16 protein-coding genes, 1 pseudogene and 1 riboswitch are annotated in these 17,322 nt (G+C 28.2%); of the genes and pseudogenes, 14 read left to right on the forward strand and 3 right to left on the reverse strand.

From position 1 onward, the window contains the following. Nucleotides 1–97 precede the first annotated feature (97 nt). Together ACQRD5_RS11495 and ACQRD5_RS11500 are read right to left on the reverse strand one after the other, a co-directional pair. Nucleotides 98–604 carry a lysozyme inhibitor LprI family protein gene (locus ACQRD5_RS11495; RefSeq protein ID WP_291626395.1) on the reverse strand — a complete coding sequence of 169 codons (507 nt, stop codon included), beginning with the start codon at nt 602–604 and terminating at the stop codon, nt 98–100. Between the two features lie 121 nt (nt 605–725). Beyond that, nucleotides 726–1,154: a helix-turn-helix domain-containing protein gene (locus tag ACQRD5_RS11500; protein ID WP_291626393.1), complete on the reverse strand. Its 429-nt coding sequence runs from the start codon at nt 1,152–1,154 to the stop codon at nt 726–728. 15 nt (nt 1,155–1,169) lie between these two features. Between ACQRD5_RS11500 and ACQRD5_RS11505 the strand changes: the two are divergent. The 4 genes and pseudogenes from ACQRD5_RS11505 to dprA all read left to right on the forward strand — a co-directional run. Further along, a pseudogene (locus tag ACQRD5_RS11505) lies at nt 1,170–1,637 on the forward strand (mannose-1-phosphate guanylyltransferase); the annotation flags it as partial. A 177-nt stretch (nt 1,638–1,814) separates the two neighbouring features. Further along, nucleotides 1,815–2,270 carry a YkvA family protein gene (locus ACQRD5_RS11510; protein WP_291626390.1) on the forward strand — a complete coding sequence of 152 codons (456 nt, stop codon included), beginning with the start codon at nt 1,815–1,817 and terminating at the stop codon, nt 2,268–2,270. Nucleotides 2,271–2,419: 149 nt separating this feature from the next. After that, a complete protein-coding gene (locus tag ACQRD5_RS11515; RefSeq protein WP_291626388.1) occupies nt 2,420–3,907 on the forward strand; it encodes a hypothetical protein in 1,488 nt (495 codons plus the stop codon). A 28-nt stretch (nt 3,908–3,935) separates the two neighbouring features. After that, nucleotides 3,936–4,865, forward strand: a complete 930-nt coding sequence (gene dprA, locus ACQRD5_RS11520; protein ID WP_291626386.1) for a DNA-processing protein DprA — start codon at nt 3,936–3,938, stop codon at nt 4,863–4,865. 155 nt (nt 4,866–5,020) lie between these two features. Here dprA and ACQRD5_RS11525 read toward each other — a convergent pair whose 3' ends face one another. After that, the gene (locus ACQRD5_RS11525) at nt 5,021–6,244 is read right to left on the reverse strand and encodes a cation:proton antiporter (protein ID WP_291626384.1); all 1,224 of its coding nucleotides are present in this window, start codon (nt 6,242–6,244) and stop codon (nt 5,021–5,023) included. 78 nt (nt 6,245–6,322) lie between these two features. Next, a riboswitch (Fluoride riboswitch) is annotated at nt 6,323–6,397 on the reverse strand. Nucleotides 6,398–6,582: 185 nt separating this feature from the next. Between ACQRD5_RS11525 and ytvI the strand changes: the two genes are divergently transcribed. The 10 genes from ytvI to ACQRD5_RS11575 all read left to right on the forward strand — a co-directional run bounded on the left by ytvI (nt 6,583) and on the right by ACQRD5_RS11575 (nt 17,210). Further along, nucleotides 6,583–7,656, forward strand: a complete 1,074-nt coding sequence (ytvI, locus tag ACQRD5_RS11530; protein WP_291626382.1) for a sporulation integral membrane protein YtvI — start codon at nt 6,583–6,585, stop codon at nt 7,654–7,656. 78 nt (nt 7,657–7,734) lie between these two features. After that, nucleotides 7,735–8,328, forward strand: a complete 594-nt coding sequence (locus ACQRD5_RS11535) for a zinc dependent phospholipase C family protein (protein ID WP_291626381.1) — start codon at nt 7,735–7,737, stop codon at nt 8,326–8,328. Between the two features lie 194 nt (nt 8,329–8,522). Continuing rightward, the gene (locus ACQRD5_RS11540; protein WP_291626379.1) at nt 8,523–8,882 is read left to right on the forward strand and encodes an ArsR/SmtB family transcription factor; all 360 of its coding nucleotides are present in this window, start codon (nt 8,523–8,525) and stop codon (nt 8,880–8,882) included. Nucleotides 8,883–8,898: 16 nt separating this feature from the next. Beyond that, nucleotides 8,899–11,106: a heavy metal translocating P-type ATPase gene (locus ACQRD5_RS11545; protein WP_320628075.1), complete on the forward strand. Its 2,208-nt coding sequence runs from the start codon at nt 8,899–8,901 to the stop codon at nt 11,104–11,106. A 491-nt stretch (nt 11,107–11,597) separates the two neighbouring features. Next, the gene (locus tag ACQRD5_RS11550) at nt 11,598–12,239 is read left to right on the forward strand and encodes a redox-sensing transcriptional repressor Rex (protein WP_291626374.1); all 642 of its coding nucleotides are present in this window, start codon (nt 11,598–11,600) and stop codon (nt 12,237–12,239) included. 192 nt (nt 12,240–12,431) lie between these two features. Continuing rightward, nucleotides 12,432–13,214 carry a short-chain-enoyl-CoA hydratase gene (locus ACQRD5_RS11555; RefSeq protein WP_291626372.1) on the forward strand — a complete coding sequence of 261 codons (783 nt, stop codon included), beginning with the start codon at nt 12,432–12,434 and terminating at the stop codon, nt 13,212–13,214. A gap of 90 nt (nt 13,215–13,304) precedes the next feature. Then, nucleotides 13,305–14,444 carry an acyl-CoA dehydrogenase gene (locus tag ACQRD5_RS11560; protein WP_291626370.1) on the forward strand — a complete coding sequence of 380 codons (1,140 nt, stop codon included), beginning with the start codon at nt 13,305–13,307 and terminating at the stop codon, nt 14,442–14,444. Nucleotides 14,445–14,459: 15 nt separating this feature from the next. After that, nucleotides 14,460–15,239: an electron transfer flavoprotein subunit beta/FixA family protein gene (locus ACQRD5_RS11565; protein WP_291626368.1), complete on the forward strand. Its 780-nt coding sequence runs from the start codon at nt 14,460–14,462 to the stop codon at nt 15,237–15,239. Between the two features lie 21 nt (nt 15,240–15,260). Next, on the forward strand, nt 15,261–16,265 hold the full coding sequence (locus ACQRD5_RS11570; protein WP_291626366.1) for an electron transfer flavoprotein subunit alpha/FixB family protein: 1,005 nt from the start codon (nt 15,261–15,263) through the stop codon (nt 16,263–16,265). Between the two features lie 102 nt (nt 16,266–16,367). Beyond that, nucleotides 16,368–17,210 carry a 3-hydroxybutyryl-CoA dehydrogenase gene (locus tag ACQRD5_RS11575; RefSeq protein ID WP_291626364.1) on the forward strand — a complete coding sequence of 281 codons (843 nt, stop codon included), beginning with the start codon at nt 16,368–16,370 and terminating at the stop codon, nt 17,208–17,210. Nucleotides 17,211–17,322 lie beyond the last annotated feature (112 nt).

The raw sequence follows: 17,322 nt of genomic DNA on the forward strand, positions 1-17,322 counted from the left end.
AATAAAAGGAAATATACAGGATGTTATCTTATATATTTCCTATTTTTATGTCGAAAATAACTGTAAATATCATAGTTGAAGATAAAAAAATAAAGGTTTAGTCCATGTAATCTTTTATTAGCTCTAAACATCTTTCTTTTGTACTTTGATTTTTAGATGATATTACAAGTAGAGGTTGCATTGTTCCACCTTCGGCTTTTTTGCCAGCAGCTTCAGCTGTAGCATCTTTATCTGCAATCCATTGAATTTGCAGAGCTGTTAACTTATCCATGGTTTCAGTAGATAATGTGTTTTTTAATTCATCATATATCTCATTGAGCAAAGCATCCCACATCTTATATTCTTGTCCTCCTAATTGTAGCATGCCCGCAGTAGTTAGATATTTTTCCTCATGATATGGAAAAGCGTTGACTTCTTCTTGAATGTCTATAAATTTAAGTAGATATTTTTTAGCTAATCCAGCAGTTGGAGATTCTACTTCAACTATCTTTTCAACTTCTTTCTCAACTATTTTTTCTTTTACTGGCGTTGTCAACCTTCCAGCGACTACTCCAGTTGATAATGTTGCTAGTAAAATGAATACTATAATTATACTTTTTTTCATTATATTAATCCCTTCCTTGTTTATATAGATAATGGTAGTTAAAATTAAAAGTTATTGTTAGCTTATCTATTATATTCAATAACATTATACCATTAATTGGAATGGTGAAGTGGTTGATTGACTAAATAGTAAGTAATCTACTTAATTGAGAGTATTGTTTTCTAGTAGGATATTTTTTATTACTTTCAAGGAAGCCTATTGTAACAGGACTAAGCTTGGATAATTTAGCAAATTCCTTCTGATTAAGATTTGATGAGTGTCTATAATTAAGTATTATATCTGAGTAATTTTTACTAAGAACAAACCTATAATATTTATCATATAGCTTCTTAGGTGGAACTTTTATAAGGGTACAAAATTCTAAGAAGTCATGAGGTCGTAAATACCCTTCATCAAATTCTAAATTCTGATTTTTATTAAGAAATATATTTACTCCATGATAAAATTCTTCTAATGTTACTCCAAGAGCAGAAGCTTTATCAAAATACTTTTCGTAAAGATTGAGTCTATTAGCCTCTTGGAAGAGATTAAATTCTAAGTGTACAAGCATCTCAAAGGGGTAAAGCGAGCAGATGTAATACTAAGAGAAATAGAAAAATATCTTCCTAAGTTATATAAGTCATTAATGGAGATATATAAGCATTTAGGTGAAGAAAATGAAGATGAAGTTATTTCTGAGCAATACTCATTGATAGATGGTATATCTATAGATTTTGGTGTAATGCAAAAAACAAGAAAAGCCTATGTTATAAAAAGTGATTTTATATGGGATGATATAGGAAGCTTTTCAGCTTTAAGTAGATATTTAGAAGAAGATAAAAATAATAAAAGAAGTGATAATGTATATCTTCAAGATAGTGAAAATTCTGCAGTTTTTGGAGAGAAAAACCTAATTATTGGTTTTGGTTTAAAGGATCTAATTGTAGTAGATGCGGGAGATGTTATTTTGATTATGAATAAGAATAAAGAACAAGAAATAAAGCATTTACTAAATGATATATCCAATGAACGAAGGTATGGAGAATTTATGTAAATAAAATCATTATAGACAATAGTGATTTGTAAAAATTAAGGCCGTAATTTAAGGGTTTTACTTAAGTTACAGCCTTAATTTAATTCAAATATTTTTTTATTTTACCAAATAAGGATATTATTTGTAAAATGATGTATAATTAAATTAATATTTATTATATTTAAAGGGGATTACATTATGAATAATGAGGATTTTTATCAAAAATTGAGAAAGAAAATGAGAGAATGGTTAAAAAGTGATGAGGGGAAAACTAATAAATTTGCAGAATACTTAATGTTTGCACCGGATTTATTTCACTTATTATGTAAATTATCTATAGATAAGGATGTTCCAGCAATTGAAAAAGTAAAGGTAGTTGCAGCTATAGCATACTTTGTTTCACCATTAGACTTTATACCAGAAGCTTTAACAGGTCCATTAGGATATGCTGATGATATTGCCTTAGCAGCGTATGTATTAAATAGTTTAATCAATAATACTGATGAAGAAATAGTAAAAAAACATTGGGTTGGAGATGCTGATGTATTAGATTTAATACAACAAATTTTATCTATTGCTGATGCTATGCTTGGTAGTGGACTATGGGAAAATATAAAAAGGGCTTTTGATAAAAAAGTTAAGAAAAAAGCTTAATAAATTTTAATAAATGATGAGATCAATTTTACAAAGTGTAATTATACATAATTAAAACTAAAACTGAAAGCAAAGAAAAGAGTAAAATAAAGGAGCTGTCTCATCAGCTCCTTTTTGATTTATAAATAAGGTTATTTATTGGAGGAGTTATGAAACTAATTATTTTAATATTAGTAATAATTATTTTTATAGTATCTTATAAAAATATACAAAAAGAAAAGTACATTAAAGAATTAAAGAATAGATTGCAGCAGATAGAAAAAGATAGTGAAAGAATAAAATTTGAAGATGCTAAGAAAAAAGAATATATAGATTCTATAAATATTGATATTAACAATCTCAAGGATTCACTAGAATATGAAAAAAAAGAGAAGTTAACATTAGAAAGTAAACTAGTAGAATTAAAAAAACAAAACACAGAGTTAGAGAAGGCAATATCAAAAACAAGAGTAAAGTACAATGAAGAAAAGATAAATACAATAAAAGATGATGAAATATCTGATACTGATGAACATAAAAGTATAATAAACAATATAGATATCGGGAACAATAATCTTAATAATGAAGCAGAAGTTAAAAGAAATAACATAAACAAGTTAAATAAGAAAAATAAGATAAATCAGAAATCTAAAAAAACAAAAAAAGAACAATCAAAAAATGTAGATTTAAAAAGTGCTGAAGATAATTTAAATAAAAATATAAGCAATGAGTCCTTAAATAATCAAGATAAAATAGATACTGAAATTAAGGACCTTCAAAGTAAGGAGAAGATAATAAAGAGAGCAAAAGAGTTAGCGAATAGTAATTTATGGAATGATGAAGCTATTAAACTAAATAAAAGTATTATTGAATTTGATGAAAAGAATATTGCAGCACATACAAGATTAGCAAAATGTTATGTAATTAAAGAAAATTATATTATGGCAGAAAAGTTATATAAAGAAGTATTGACGATTGATTCAAATAATACAATAGCAAAAAATAGATTACATGATGTTGAAATATTAATTAAAAGACAAGTTAATTATAAGTTTTTTAAGGTATTAAAGTATTTAGAAAATGAATTTAAATCATTTGTAACTATAGATGAATTTAATGAAGAATTTATAATCTTCTATAACGATATTTATAATCCATATAGGAGAGGAAAAAATAGAAGATTTAGAGAAAAAGAAGATGGAGATATATTAAGACTTAAGGAGAATGAAATTGAGGTAATTGAAAAATATAGTAATTTATTTAATTTAAAACTTAAGAATATTAAAGAAATATTGGATGTGAATAATGTTATAATTATTTCAATTCCATCTAGTAAGGTTGGAAAAAAGAAGGGTATAAATTACGTAGCAGAAAATATAGCTAAAAAAAATGGATTCTTAGATAAATCTAATAGATTAATAAGAACTAAAGATATTCATAAATTATCAGCTGGAGGAAGAAGAGATAAAGATGTTCATCTTAACTCTATTAAGTATAAAGAGGATAATTGTGATTTATCAAATAAAACAATAATACTAATTGATGATGTTATAACTACTGGAAATTCCTTAATTGCTTGTAGAGAAATACTTATGAGGTGTGGAGCAAAACAGATAGTTGGATTAGGAATAGGAAGAACATACTCACATAATAGTTAATATATTATAGATAAAGAAAGGAAGATATATGGATTTATTAATACCAATGATATTAAAACAAATTAAAGGTATAGGTTCAATTAAGATAAGAAATATAATTGAAAATAATACTATGCCTAGGGATATGGATGAAGTGCAAGATTGGTTAAAGCTTGTGTTATCAAAAGAAAGTGTGCATATAAAAAATATGACTAATGAGCAGTTTAAGAGCATTCTGGAAAACGTTAACAAAATAAAAGAAGGTTCAATTAAAAATAATATTAGAATGGTATCAATATTAGATAATAAATATCCTAAATTACTAAAAGATATAAATAATGCTCCTACAATATTATTTTATAAAGGAAATTATGAGTGTTTAATAAATGAAAATAATATAGCTATTGTAGGAACTAGGAAACCAACAGAAAACGGAGCTAGAGTAGCATATAAAACGTCTAAGTATTTTTTAAGTTTAGGTTATTCAGTAGTAAGTGGACTAGCTATTGGTTGTGATACATATGCACATAAAGCTGCTGTTGATTCAAAAAAAACTACTATTGCTGTTATGCCTTGTGGATTAGACTATATTGTTCCTAAAGTAAATATGAAATTAGCAAATGATATATTAGAAAATAATGGTTGTTTAGTTAGCGAATATGAATATGGAAGTAAATTATCTAGGTACAATTATGTAAATAGAAATAGGATACAAAGTGGATTAAGCAAAGGGATTATTGTTATAGAAACAAGAGAAAAAGGTGGTACTATAGAAACTGTAAATTTTGGAATAAAACAAAATAAAATTGTTGCATGTTATGATTGTGATGAAGAATATGAAGAGATAAGAGGAAATAAGAAATTTATAAAGGAAGGTAAAGCTTACAGCTATAAGACATTAAATGATTTAAGTATTATCGAAGAAAAGATAAAGAAATACTATGGTTTTAGTAATATACAATTAAATTTTAATATTTAATAAATTATACCGTTACAAATAAATTTTTTGCTTTATATTTACAAAAAAGACTGCTGTTTTTAGTAATGAGCTTTTTTAAAAGATGCAAATGTATAAAAAGACTCTATATAGTAGACTCTCTATTATGAGTGTCTAAAATATAGGGTCTTTTTTAATTAGGCTAGTTCATTTTCTATGGGACCTTGATTTAATAAATTGGGAGAAGTAAGTTTTATTCCTATAGCTCCAATTGGTGCAGTTATTAAAACACTTAAAATTGCTATAGCTTGCATTATTTCCCCACCAACTATGTTCATTTGAAGGGGAACTCCAGCTTTGGCAGATTGAACAGTAGCCTTAGGCAAATAAGCTATTATACAAAAGATTCTTTCCTTTAAAGTTAAATTTGTACCTATTAAAGAAATTGCAACACCTATAGAACGAATAGTTAATGAAATTATAAGCATTACTACACCTATCCATAAGTATTCACCAACTAGTGATGGATTTATAGCCATTCCAACAAAGGCAAAAAGATATAATTTACCATATTTCCAAACCACATTTATTCCATCTTGAAGTTTCTTAGCTAAATCATTTAAATAAGTTCTTAAAAAGAAACCATAAATCATTATAGTTAATAGTGAGTTAAAGGATGATAAATGAAATTGATTTTCTACATATCTAATTGCTATACAAATACCTAAAGAAAAAATAACTCTAAATGTATTGTTATCAATTTTTGATAATATTCCTTTAGTTATGTAGGCAAGGATAAAGCCAACTACTATACTTATAAGTATTGCTATAGGTATTGAAATTAATTCTGATGCAATAGATATAGATTCACCACTAATACCAGACATATATATGCCTATAAAAGTTGTAAATAAAGTTATGGCTACTGTATCATCAGCTGAAGCTCCAACTAAAAGCATTTGAGGAATTGCTTTATCTTGACCTATTTTTCTATTAATTAAATCTACCATAGAAGGTACTAAAACAGCTGGACTTACTGCAGCTATTATAAAGCCTAATATAGCTCCTTGAACAAAGGAGAATTTTAAAAATATCGTAGATAAAAATGCAATTGCCAATCCCTCAAGGGTTGCAGGAACAATACTTAATAAAACTGCGGGCCTTCCAATTTCCTTCATTTGATCTAAGCGTATACCAAGACCACCTATAAATAAAACCGTTACTAAAGCAATATCCTTAATATATGTAGAAATACTTAATGTAGCTTCTGGTACTATATTAAGAAAAGCAGGTCCTATAAACATTCCTAGTAAAATCATGCCTATAAGTGAAGGAAGTTTTAAAAATTCAACCAATTTGCCAATATAATTTGCCAGTAGACCTATTACTATTAAACTTAAGATAATTATTAAAACATTCATTTGTTAAGCCTCCTGTAGAATATAATATAAGTAATGATATTTAAGAAATAAAAAAAGCTAATAATTTCCACAACAAAAAGAGTTGTAGAAGTCATTAGCTATAATAAGCGGTTTTGATAAATATCAAGGGAGAACTTCATTCCCTACGAGGATAAATTATATCATATAGGGTTCTGTAGCACAATGTAAAATAAATAATTCTACATTTTAATAAAGAAACTGATTAAATAGCCCATAAAAACAACTAAATTCTGAATATTAAATTAAATTTCAAATTTAAAATTTAAATATTCTGAATTTTATTGTATAATCAAAGAAAAATCAAGGAGAAAAAATATATGAATTTTGAGAAGAAAAGAGAGTTTATAATTAACGTAATTTATTTATTAATAATTGGAGCAATAATCTATATAGCTATTAAATACGCTCTTGGTTGGTTTTTACCCTTTGTAATAGGTTTTGGTATAGCCTTTATGTTAAAACCTCTTATTAATATGCTAACAAAGAAGTTGAAAATTAATAGAAAAATAGTGGCAGGAATTACTGTATTATTATTTTATGCAACAGTAGGAGCAGTATTTACATTAATTATAGTAAAAGTATTTATTGCATTAAAAGATGTATTTATACAACTTCCTGATGTATATAAAAATAGTATTGAACCAATTATATTTAATATTTCTAATAATGTTGATGATTGGATAATTAAATTAGACCCTACATTAGTTGATACTTTTAGAGAAATGATATCATCTATAGCAAAATCCATAGGAACAATTATATCTAGCATATCATCAGGAGTGGTATCCTTTGTTTCAGCAACAGTTTCAATGGTGCCAAGTTTCTTTATTATGTTGATATTTACAATTATATCTTCTTTCTTCTTTGCTATGGATTATGTAAAAATAACAGGATTTATAACAAAGCAATTTTCACCTAAGACGAGAGCTATATTTTTTGAAGTTAAAGATTACATTGTTGGTACATTATTTAAGTTTGTAAAGGCATATTCTATGATAATTACAATAACCTTTATAGAACTATCAATTGGACTTTCAATAGTAAGAGTAGAAAATGCAATTACAATTGCCTTATTAATTGCTTGTGTGGATATATTACCTGTTCTTGGTACAGGAGGAATAGTAATACCTTGGATATTTATAGAGTTATTTAAAGGAAATATACCATTAGCAATAGGATTAACTATAATTTATGTTACTATTACAGTTGTTAGAAATATAATTGAACCAAAGATAGTTGGTCAGCAAGTGGGGTTACATCCAATAATAATGTTAGTTTGTATCTTTATTGGAGCGAGACTATTTGGGTTCTTAGGAATATTTGCTTTACCAATTATGGTTATAATATTAAAAAATTTAAACGATACTGGAAAAATTAAAATACTTAAGTAAAAGATGAAATAAATAAGTTTGTTTTTTAAAACAAAAAATATTATTATTAGTTTATAAAAGAAATGAGGTGAGGAATTTATGATGATGAATACTCACAAGTCTTTAGCTATTTCTTTTGTTGAAAATGTAGAGTTAAATAAAAGTTTTTTAATTAATTATAAGCATTTTATATGGGGAAATCTAAAGCCAGATTCAGTATCAAAATATAAGTTTAAAAAACATTATTTTGATGAAAGTTTTAATATGATAGTAAATAAAATACAGTTTCTATCTTCATTATCTGTAGATGATATATTTATTATTTATTCTATAGGTAAATTTAATCAAGAATTAGGTGTTATATGCCACTTTTTATGTGATTATTTTTGTATACCTCATTATCAAAGGTGGGAGTTTAAAAGCCCTGGTGCAGTTAAGGATCATGTTTTATATGAAAATGATTTAAATAAATTTTCTAAAACACATAAGGTTAGAAAGGAATTAAATACTTCATTAACTTGTGATGATATAAGAGTGTATATATATAGTCTTCAAAAGGAATATGAAGGAATAGTTTCTTATGAAAAAGACCTACAATATGCAAGTCATATATGTAATACAATAATTAACTTGATTTTAGATGAAGTAATTTTAAATCAAAAGCTTAAGGAAAATATTGCATTAGTAATATAATAAGTGCAAGGAAGCTAAAATGTAGTTTTTCAGACTATAGACAAAAAGGATATTTTCATTCTTGAAAATATTCTTTTTGTTTTTTAAAGAATTTTTTTTATAATGTTGACTAAAATAATAGGATAAGCATATAATAATGTTAAAAGAACATATGAACAATTATTCATATATTTAAATGAAATGGAGGAATAGAAATGGGAGAAAATAAAGTGGAAAGCTGTAATTGTACAATAATTCATAAGGATATTGTGGAGAAGGTTAGAAAAAGTTTACCAGATGAAGAAGTACTATATGACTTAGCAGATTTATTTAAGGCTTTTAGCGATTCAACTAGAATAAAAATACTACATGCATTATTTAAAGAAGAATTATGTGTATGTGATTTAGCAGCTTTATTAGATATGACTCAATCAGCTATTTCTCATCAACTTAGAGTATTAAAAAGTAATAGATTAGTTAAATTCAGAAGAGATGGAAAAGTTATATATTATTCCTTAGCAGATGATCATATAAAACATATTTTCCATGAAGGCTTTAAGCATATTTTAGAATAGGAAAGTGGTGATAACTATGAATAAAAATGAAATAAAATTGATTTTATCAGGATTAACTTGTGCTAATTGTGCAAATAAAATAGAAACTAGAGTTAATAATTTAGAAGGTGTTAAAGAGGCAAGTTTAAACTTTACTACATCTACCTTAACTATAGAAGGAAATAGCAATGAAGAATTAATGGATATTATTCTTAAGGCAAAAGAAATAATAAACAAACTAGAACCTGAAGTTAAGGTATTTCACAAAGATGAAGAAAATGTAGTAATAGAAAATGTAAATAGATGTACTAGTAAAACATGTTCAGTAGAAAATAATATTTCAAATAAAGATCAAGGACATACTTCCAAGAAGGAAGATTCACATAGCCATGAACATTCTCATAATGAAGCTATAAATTTAAAAGAGAATTTAAGCTTAATAATTGGAGCCATAATTTTTGCAGTAGCAATGGTCTTAGATAGAGATTCAATAATAACATTAGTTTTATTTATATTAAGTTATTTATTAATAGGTGGTAATGTAATTTTAACAGCAGTTAAAAATATATTAAGAGGAGAAGTATTTGATGAAAACTTCTTAATGACTATTGCAACTTTAGGAGCATTCTTTATTGGTGAATACCCAGAAGGCGTAGCAGTTATGTTATTTTATGAAATAGGGGAGTTATTCCAATCTTATGCTGTTAATAGATCAAGGAAATCAATAACTTCACTTATGAATATTAGAGCAGATTATGCCAATGTAATAAGAAATGGAAATGAAGAAAAAGTAAATCCTGAAACAGTTAGTATAGATGAAGTAATTCTTGTAAAACCTGGTGAAAGAGTTCCTTTAGATGGAATAATTATAAAAGGAAATAGCTTTGTAGATACATCAGCTCTTACTGGCGAATCAGTACCGAGAGAAGTCTTTGAAGGTGAAGATATTTTAGCTGGTTTTATTAATACTAATGGAGTTTTAAATATTAAAGTAACTAGAAATTTTAAGGAGTCCACAGTATCAAGAATATTAGAATTAGTTGAAAATGCTTCTAATAAAAAGGCACCAACAGAAAAGTTTATAACTAGATTCTCAAGGTATTATACTCCAGTAGTAGTATTTTCAGCTTTAGCTTTAGCGATAATACCACCTTTTGTTTTAAATAATGGAACATTTAATGAGTGGTTATCTAGAGCCTTAATATTCTTAGTAGTATCTTGTCCATGTGCCTTAGTAGTATCTATTCCTCTTGGATTATTTGCGGGAATAGGTGGAGCATCAAGAAAGGGTATACTAGTTAAAGGTGGCAATTATTTAGAAGCATTAAAGGATGTAAATACAGTTGTATTTGATAAAACTGGAACTTTAACAAAGGGAGTTTTCAAAGTAACAGAAGTAAATAATGTGAATATAGATAAAGAAGAATTAATAAGGATAGCTGCTATTTCAGAAAGTCTATCCAACCATCCAATTGCACAATCTATAATTAAAGAATATGGTAAGGAAGTAGACTCAAAAGAATTAGTTAATTATGAAGAAATTTCTGGACATGGAGTAAAAACTTCTTTAGAAGGAAATGAAATATTAGTTGGTAACTACAAGCTAATGGAAAAGTTTAATATAAACTATGAAAATATTAATTCTATTGGAACTATAGTTCATATAGCTATTAATAGAGAATATAAAGGAAATATAGTTATTTCTGATGAAATCAAGGAAGGTTCTAAAGCAGCTATAAAAGGATTGAAGGATATAGGAGTTTCACAAACAGTAATGCTAACTGGTGATAATAAAACTGTTGGAGAAAAAGTAGCAGGAATAGTAGGCCTAGATAAAGTGTATGCTGAATTATTACCAGGTGATAAGGTAGAAAAAGTAGAAGAAATAATTGAAAGTAATAATTCTCAAGGAAAAGTAATATTCGTAGGAGATGGAATAAATGATGCCCCAGTATTAGCAAGAGCAGATATAGGTGTTGCTATGGGTGGTATAGGTTCTGATGCAGCAATTGAAGCAGCAGATGTAGTTCTTATGAATGATAATCCAGAAGCCTTAGTTTCAGCAATAAAGATAGCTAGAAAAACTAATAAAATTTTATGGCAAAATATAATATTTGCATTAGGAGTAAAGATATTAGTTTTAATCTTAGGAGCCTTTGGATTAGCTAATATGTGGGAAGCTGTATTTGCAGATGTTGGAGTTACAGTACTTGCAGTAATAAACTCAACAAGGTGCTTAAAATAGATAAGATATAAATATTAGAATGGTAATATTTTCACAATCAACAATAATATGAGAAATTAGTTTACCTGTGAAATTTTGTAGAGATTTGGGGTTAAAGGAGTTAAGAAATAAAATTTGCATAGGTAAACTTTTTTGTTGACAAATTTCATCAAATTACGTATAATTATTTGAGTTGAGAACATTCAGGCATAAGGGAAGCATACAAAATTACTTTTGTTTATAACGCGTAATTTTGCAAATTTGAGACTTATGTATAACGGATCTGCTACGTTATACATAAGTCTAATTTTTTGTGTATATTTAATTTAATTTAAAATATTTATTTTATAAAAACAAAAGTATAAAATTAAGGTTTTTATATATTTAAAATAGTTTGTTAAATAGATAACTTAAGTTGTTTTAAAATCAAAACAAAAGTGTTAGAATAATAGTATATATATATATTTGAATAATCGTGTTTTAAATAAAAAATAAAAATTAGGAGAAATTATATGGAAAAGAAAAAAAATATTTCAATGGCAGTAATTAAGAGATTGCCAAAGTATCATAGATATTTACAAGAGTTACTAAAAAATGATGTAGATAGAATATCTTCAAAAGAGTTAGGTGAAAAAATTGGTTTTACTGCATCACAAATCAGACAAGATTTAAACTGTTTTGGAGATTTCGGACAGCAAGGATATGGTTATAATGTTAAGGATCTTTATAATCAAATTAGTATTATTTTAGGATTAAATAGAGAATATAGTGCTGTAATTGTTGGAGCAGGTAATATAGGTCAGGCAATTGCAAACTACAGTAGATTTACACAGACTGGGTTAAATATTACAGCTATATTTGATGCAAATCCTAAATTAATAGGAATGAGAATAAGAGACATAGAAATTCAAGATATTGATGCTTTAAAAACATATTTAATGGAAAATTCAATTGATATAGGTATTATTTGTGTACCTAGAATAAATGCACAGAAAGTTTGTGATATTTTAGTCGAAAATGGTGTAACTGGTATATGGAATTTTGCACCAGTTGACTTATCTGTACCAAAAGAAGTTACAGTGGAAAATGTACACTTGTCTGAAAGCTTGTTAACACTTATATATCTGCTAAATGACAAAGATGAGTGTAAGTGATTACATTAAGATTTTATCTTAATTTTCAAATAATTATTGAAAAAGAATTTTCAAAAGATTATAATAATAATTGAAGCCTATGCTTCAATTATTTTTTTGAGGGGATTGTTAATCTTATAACAATTTATTCAGATGCAAAAATATTATAATGTTTTAAAATAAAATAATTATAATTAAAAAGGAGGACCTTAAATGGAATTAAAAAACATAATTCTTGAAAAAGAAGGACACTTAGCAATCGTGACTATTAATAGACCTAAAGCTTTAAATGCATTGAACTCAGAAACATTAAAAGACTTAAATGTAGTACTAGATGACTTAGAAAAAGACAATAATATATATACTGTTATACTAACAGGCTCTGGAGAAAAAGCATTTGTTGCCGGTGCAGATATTTCAGAAATGAAAGATCTTTCAGAAGAAGAAGGTAAAAAATTTGGTCTTTTAGGAAATGAAGTTTTCAGAAGATTAGAAAAGTTAGACAAGCCTGTTATTGCAGCAATATCTGGATTCGCTCTTGGTGGGGGATGTGAATTAGCAATGGCTTGTGATATTAGAATAGCTTCAGAAAAAGCAAGATTTGCTCAACCAGAAGCTGGTCTTGGAATAACACCAGGTTTTGGTGGAACACAAAGATTACCTAGATTAGTGGGTGAGGGAAAAGCTAAGGAGCTTATTTACACATGTGCAATGGTAAAGGCTGATGAAGCTTTAAGAATAGGCTTAGTAAATAAAGTTGTTCCTCTTGAAAGCTTAATGGATGAAGCTAAGGCTATGGCAAATGCAATTATGGCAAATGCACCTATAGCTGTTAAATTATGCAAAGATGCTATAAATAGAGGAATGCAAGTAGATATAGATAATGCAATTGAAATTGAAGCAGAGGATTTCGGCAAATGCTTTGCAACTGAAGATCAAAAAGAAGGAATGACAGCTTTTATTGAAAAGAGAGCTAAAAATTTTTCTAATAAATAGTCAGAATAAAAACAAAATAAAAAATAGTTAAAAAGTTAAACAAAACTTATTTTTAAAGCAAAAGGGTACAATATCAAGGAGGTATAATTAATGAATTTTCAATTAACTAGAGAACAAGAATTAGTAAAAAAAATGGTTAGAGAATTCGCTGTGAAGGAAGTTAAACCAATAGCTGCTGAGATTGATGAAACAGAAAGATTCCCTATGGAAAATGTTGAAAAGATGGCTAAGATTGGGATGATGGGGATTCCATTCTCTAAGGAATATGGTGGAGCTGGTGGAGACACTCTTTCATACATAATTGCAGTAGAAGAATTATCAAAAGTATGTGCAACTACAGGGGTTATAGTTTCCGCTCACACATCTTTATGCGCGTCTTTAATAGATCAATTTGGTAATAAAGATCAAAAAGAAAAGTATTTAAAAGATTTAGCAACTGGTAAAAAGATAGGTGCTTTTGGTTTAACTGAGCCAGGTGCTGGAACAGATGCAGCAGGACAACAAACTATAGCTGTTTTAGATGGAGACAATTATATATTAAATGGATCAAAGATATTTATTACAAATGGAGGAGTTGCTGAAACATTTATTGTATTTGCAATGACTGATAAGAGTAAGGGTACAAAAGGTATATCTGCATTTATAGTTGAAAAGGACTTTGAAGGATTCTCAATTGGAAAGAAAGAAGACAAACTTGGTATTAGAGGATCTTCAACTACAGAATTAGTAATGAACAATTGTGTAGTTCCTAAAGAAAATTTAATAGGACAAGAAGGTAAGGGCTTTGGTATAGCAATGAAGACTTTAGATGGAGGAAGAATTGGTATAGCAGCTCAAGCATTAGGAATAGCTGAAGGAGCTTATGAAGAAGCTGTTAATTATATGAAGGAAAGAAAACAATTCAATAGACCATTAGCTGCTTTCCAAGGATTACAATGGATGATAGCAGAAATGGATACTAAAATTGAAGCAGCTAGACATCTTGTATATAAAGCAGCATGGCTTAAGGAAAATAAGCTTCCATATTCAGTAGATGCAGCAAGAGCTAAGCTTTATGCAGCAGAAGTAGCTATGGATGTTACTACTAAGGCTGTTCAAATCTTTGGTGGATATGGATACACTAAGGAATATCCAGTTGAAAGAATGATGAGAGATGCTAAGATAACTGAAATATATGAAGGAACTTCAGAAGTTCAAAAGATGGTTATTTCAGGAAGCGCTTTAAGATAAGGGGAGGATTTATAAATGAATATAGTAGTTTGTTTAAAACAAGTTCCAGATACAACAGCTGTTAAAATTGATCCAAAAACAGGAACACTTATAAGAGATGGTGTGCCATCAATAATAAATCCAGAAGATAAGCATGCATTAGAAGCTGCATTAACTATAAAGGATAATGTAGGAGGAAAGGTTACAGTTATAAGCATGGGACCTCCTCAAGCAAAAGATGCTTTAAGAGAAGCTTTATGTATGGGTGCAGATGAAGCAATTCTTGTAACAGATAGAGCTTTTGCAGGTGCTGATACTTTAGCAACATCTAAGACATTAGCATGTGCTTTAAAGAATTTAGAATATGATATAGTATTTGCTGGTAGACAAGCTATCGATGGAGATACAGCTCAAGTTGGACCAGAAATTGCAGAACATTTAAATATACCTCAAGTAACATATGTACAAGATGTAAAGGTAGAGGAAGATGGCTTATTAATAAATAGAGCTTTAGAAGATGGATATGAACTTATTAAAGTTCAAACTCCTGTTCTTTTAACAGCTATTAAAGAGTTAAATGAACCAAGATATATGAATGTTAGATATATATTTGATACAGCAAACAAAGAAATTCAACTTTGGTCAGCAGACAACATTGAAATAAGTAAAGATGAGTTAGGACTTAAGGGTTCACCAACAAAGGTTAAGAAGACTATGACTAAAGAGACAAAGGGTGCTGGAGAGTTAATAAATGAAGCTCCTCAAGAAGCTGTAAAATATGTATTAGGAAAATTAAAAGAAAAACATTACATCTAAGATATATGGGAGGTAAAGAAGATGAATATTGCAGATTACAAAGGCGTTTGGGTATTTGCTGAGCAAAGAGAAGGAGAACTTCAAAAGGTTTCTCTTGAATTACTTGGTGAAGGTAGAAAGATTGCAGATAAATTAGGCGTAAAGTTAACAGCTTTATTATTAGGGGATAATGTAAAAGCATTAGCAGATACATTAGGTAGACATGGAGCAGATGAAGTATTAGTTGCAGAAAGCAAATTATTAGAGCACTATACTACTGATGGATATACAAAAGTTATTTGCGATTTAGCAAATGACAAAAAACCAGGAATAATATTTATTGGTGCAACATTTATTGGAAGAGATTTAGGACCTAGAGTTGCAGCAAGATTATCAACAGGTTTAACAGCAGACTGTACAGTTTTAGATGTGGATGTAGAAAAAGCAGATTTACTTGCTACAAGACCAGCATTTGGTGGAAACTTAATGGCAACAATTGTTTGTCCAGATCATAGACCACAAATGGCAACAGTAAGACCCGGAGTATTCTCAAAACTTCCTGATGAAGAAAGAAACTTCACAGTTGAAGAAGTAGAAGTGAAATTAGAAGATTCAGATATCAGAACTAAAATAGTAGAAATAGTTAAAGAAGCTAAAGAAATTGTAGATATAAGTGAAGCAAACTTTATAGTTTCAGGTGGTAGAGGTGTTGGTTCTAAGGAGAATTTTGCTATCCTAGAAGAGTTAGCTGAAGCTTTAGGTGGTACAATAGCAGGATCAAGAGCAGCAGTTGAAAATGGATGGATAGAAAGAGATTACCAAGTTGGACAAACTGGTAAGACTGTAAGACCTAATATATATATAGCTTGCGGTATTTCAGGAGCTATTCAACACGTAGCAGGTATGCAAGAATCAGATATGATAATAGCAATAAATAAAGATGCTACAGCTCCAATTATGCAAACAGCAGATTACGCAATAGTTGGTGATTTATTTAAAATAGTGCCTGAAATGATAGCTCAAATAAAAGAGTTGAAAGAAGATTAATAGATAATGAATAATGCGTAATGCATAATTTCAGATGATTTTAAATCTAAAATTATGCATTATCAATTATAAATTATTCATTAAATAATAGGAGGTTTTTTTATGGAAAAGATTTTTGTAATTGGTGCAGGAACTATGGGTGCAGGCATAGTTCAAGCTTTTGCTCAAAAAGGATATGAAGTAATTGTTAGAGATATAAAGGATGAATTTGTTGAAAGAGGAATAAATGGAATCAACAAAGGCTTATCTAAATTAGTTGCAAAGGGAAAAATGAGTGAAGAAGATAAGGATGCTATTTTAGGCAGAATTTCTGGAACTACTGATTTAGCTCTTGCTGCAGATTGTGATTTAGTAATTGAAGCTGCTGTAGAAAATATGGAAATTAAGAAGAGTATATTTGCAGAGTTAGATGGAATATGTAAGGAATCTACAATTTTAGCTTCTAATACATCATCTTTATCAATAACTGAAGTTGCATCAGCAACAAAGAGACCTGATAAAGTTATAGGAATGCATTTCTTTAATCCAGCTCCAGTAATGAAGCTAGTTGAAGTTATAAGAGGAATGGCAACATCAGATGAAACTTTCAACGCTGTAAAAGAATTATCAGTTGCAATTGGTAAGGAACCAGTAGAAGTTGCAGAAGCTCCAGGATTTGTAGTTAACAGAATACTTATTCCTATGATAAATGAAGCTTCATTTATTTTACAAGAAGGAATAGCTTCAGTTGAAGATATAGATACATCAATGAAATATGGTGCAAACCATCCAATGGGACCTTTAGCTTTAGGAGATCTTATAGGACTAGATGTATGCTTAGCAATAATGGATGTTTTATATAATGAAACAGGAGATACTAAGTATAGAGCAAGTAATCTTTTAAGAAAATATGTTAGAGCTGGATATCTTGGAAGAAAAACAGGCAGAGGTTTTTACACTTACTAAAATTAAGATATATATTACAAAGAAAAGTTGTTGCACTAAAATGCAACAACTTTTCTTTGCTTATAAATAATATATTTTTAATAATATAAATTATTGTTTATAAAATTTATTA

This window comes from Clostridium sp. SGI.024, from assembly GCF_050315195.1.
In the GTDB taxonomy this organism is placed as follows: Bacteria; Bacillota; Clostridia; order Clostridiales; family Clostridiaceae; genus Clostridium.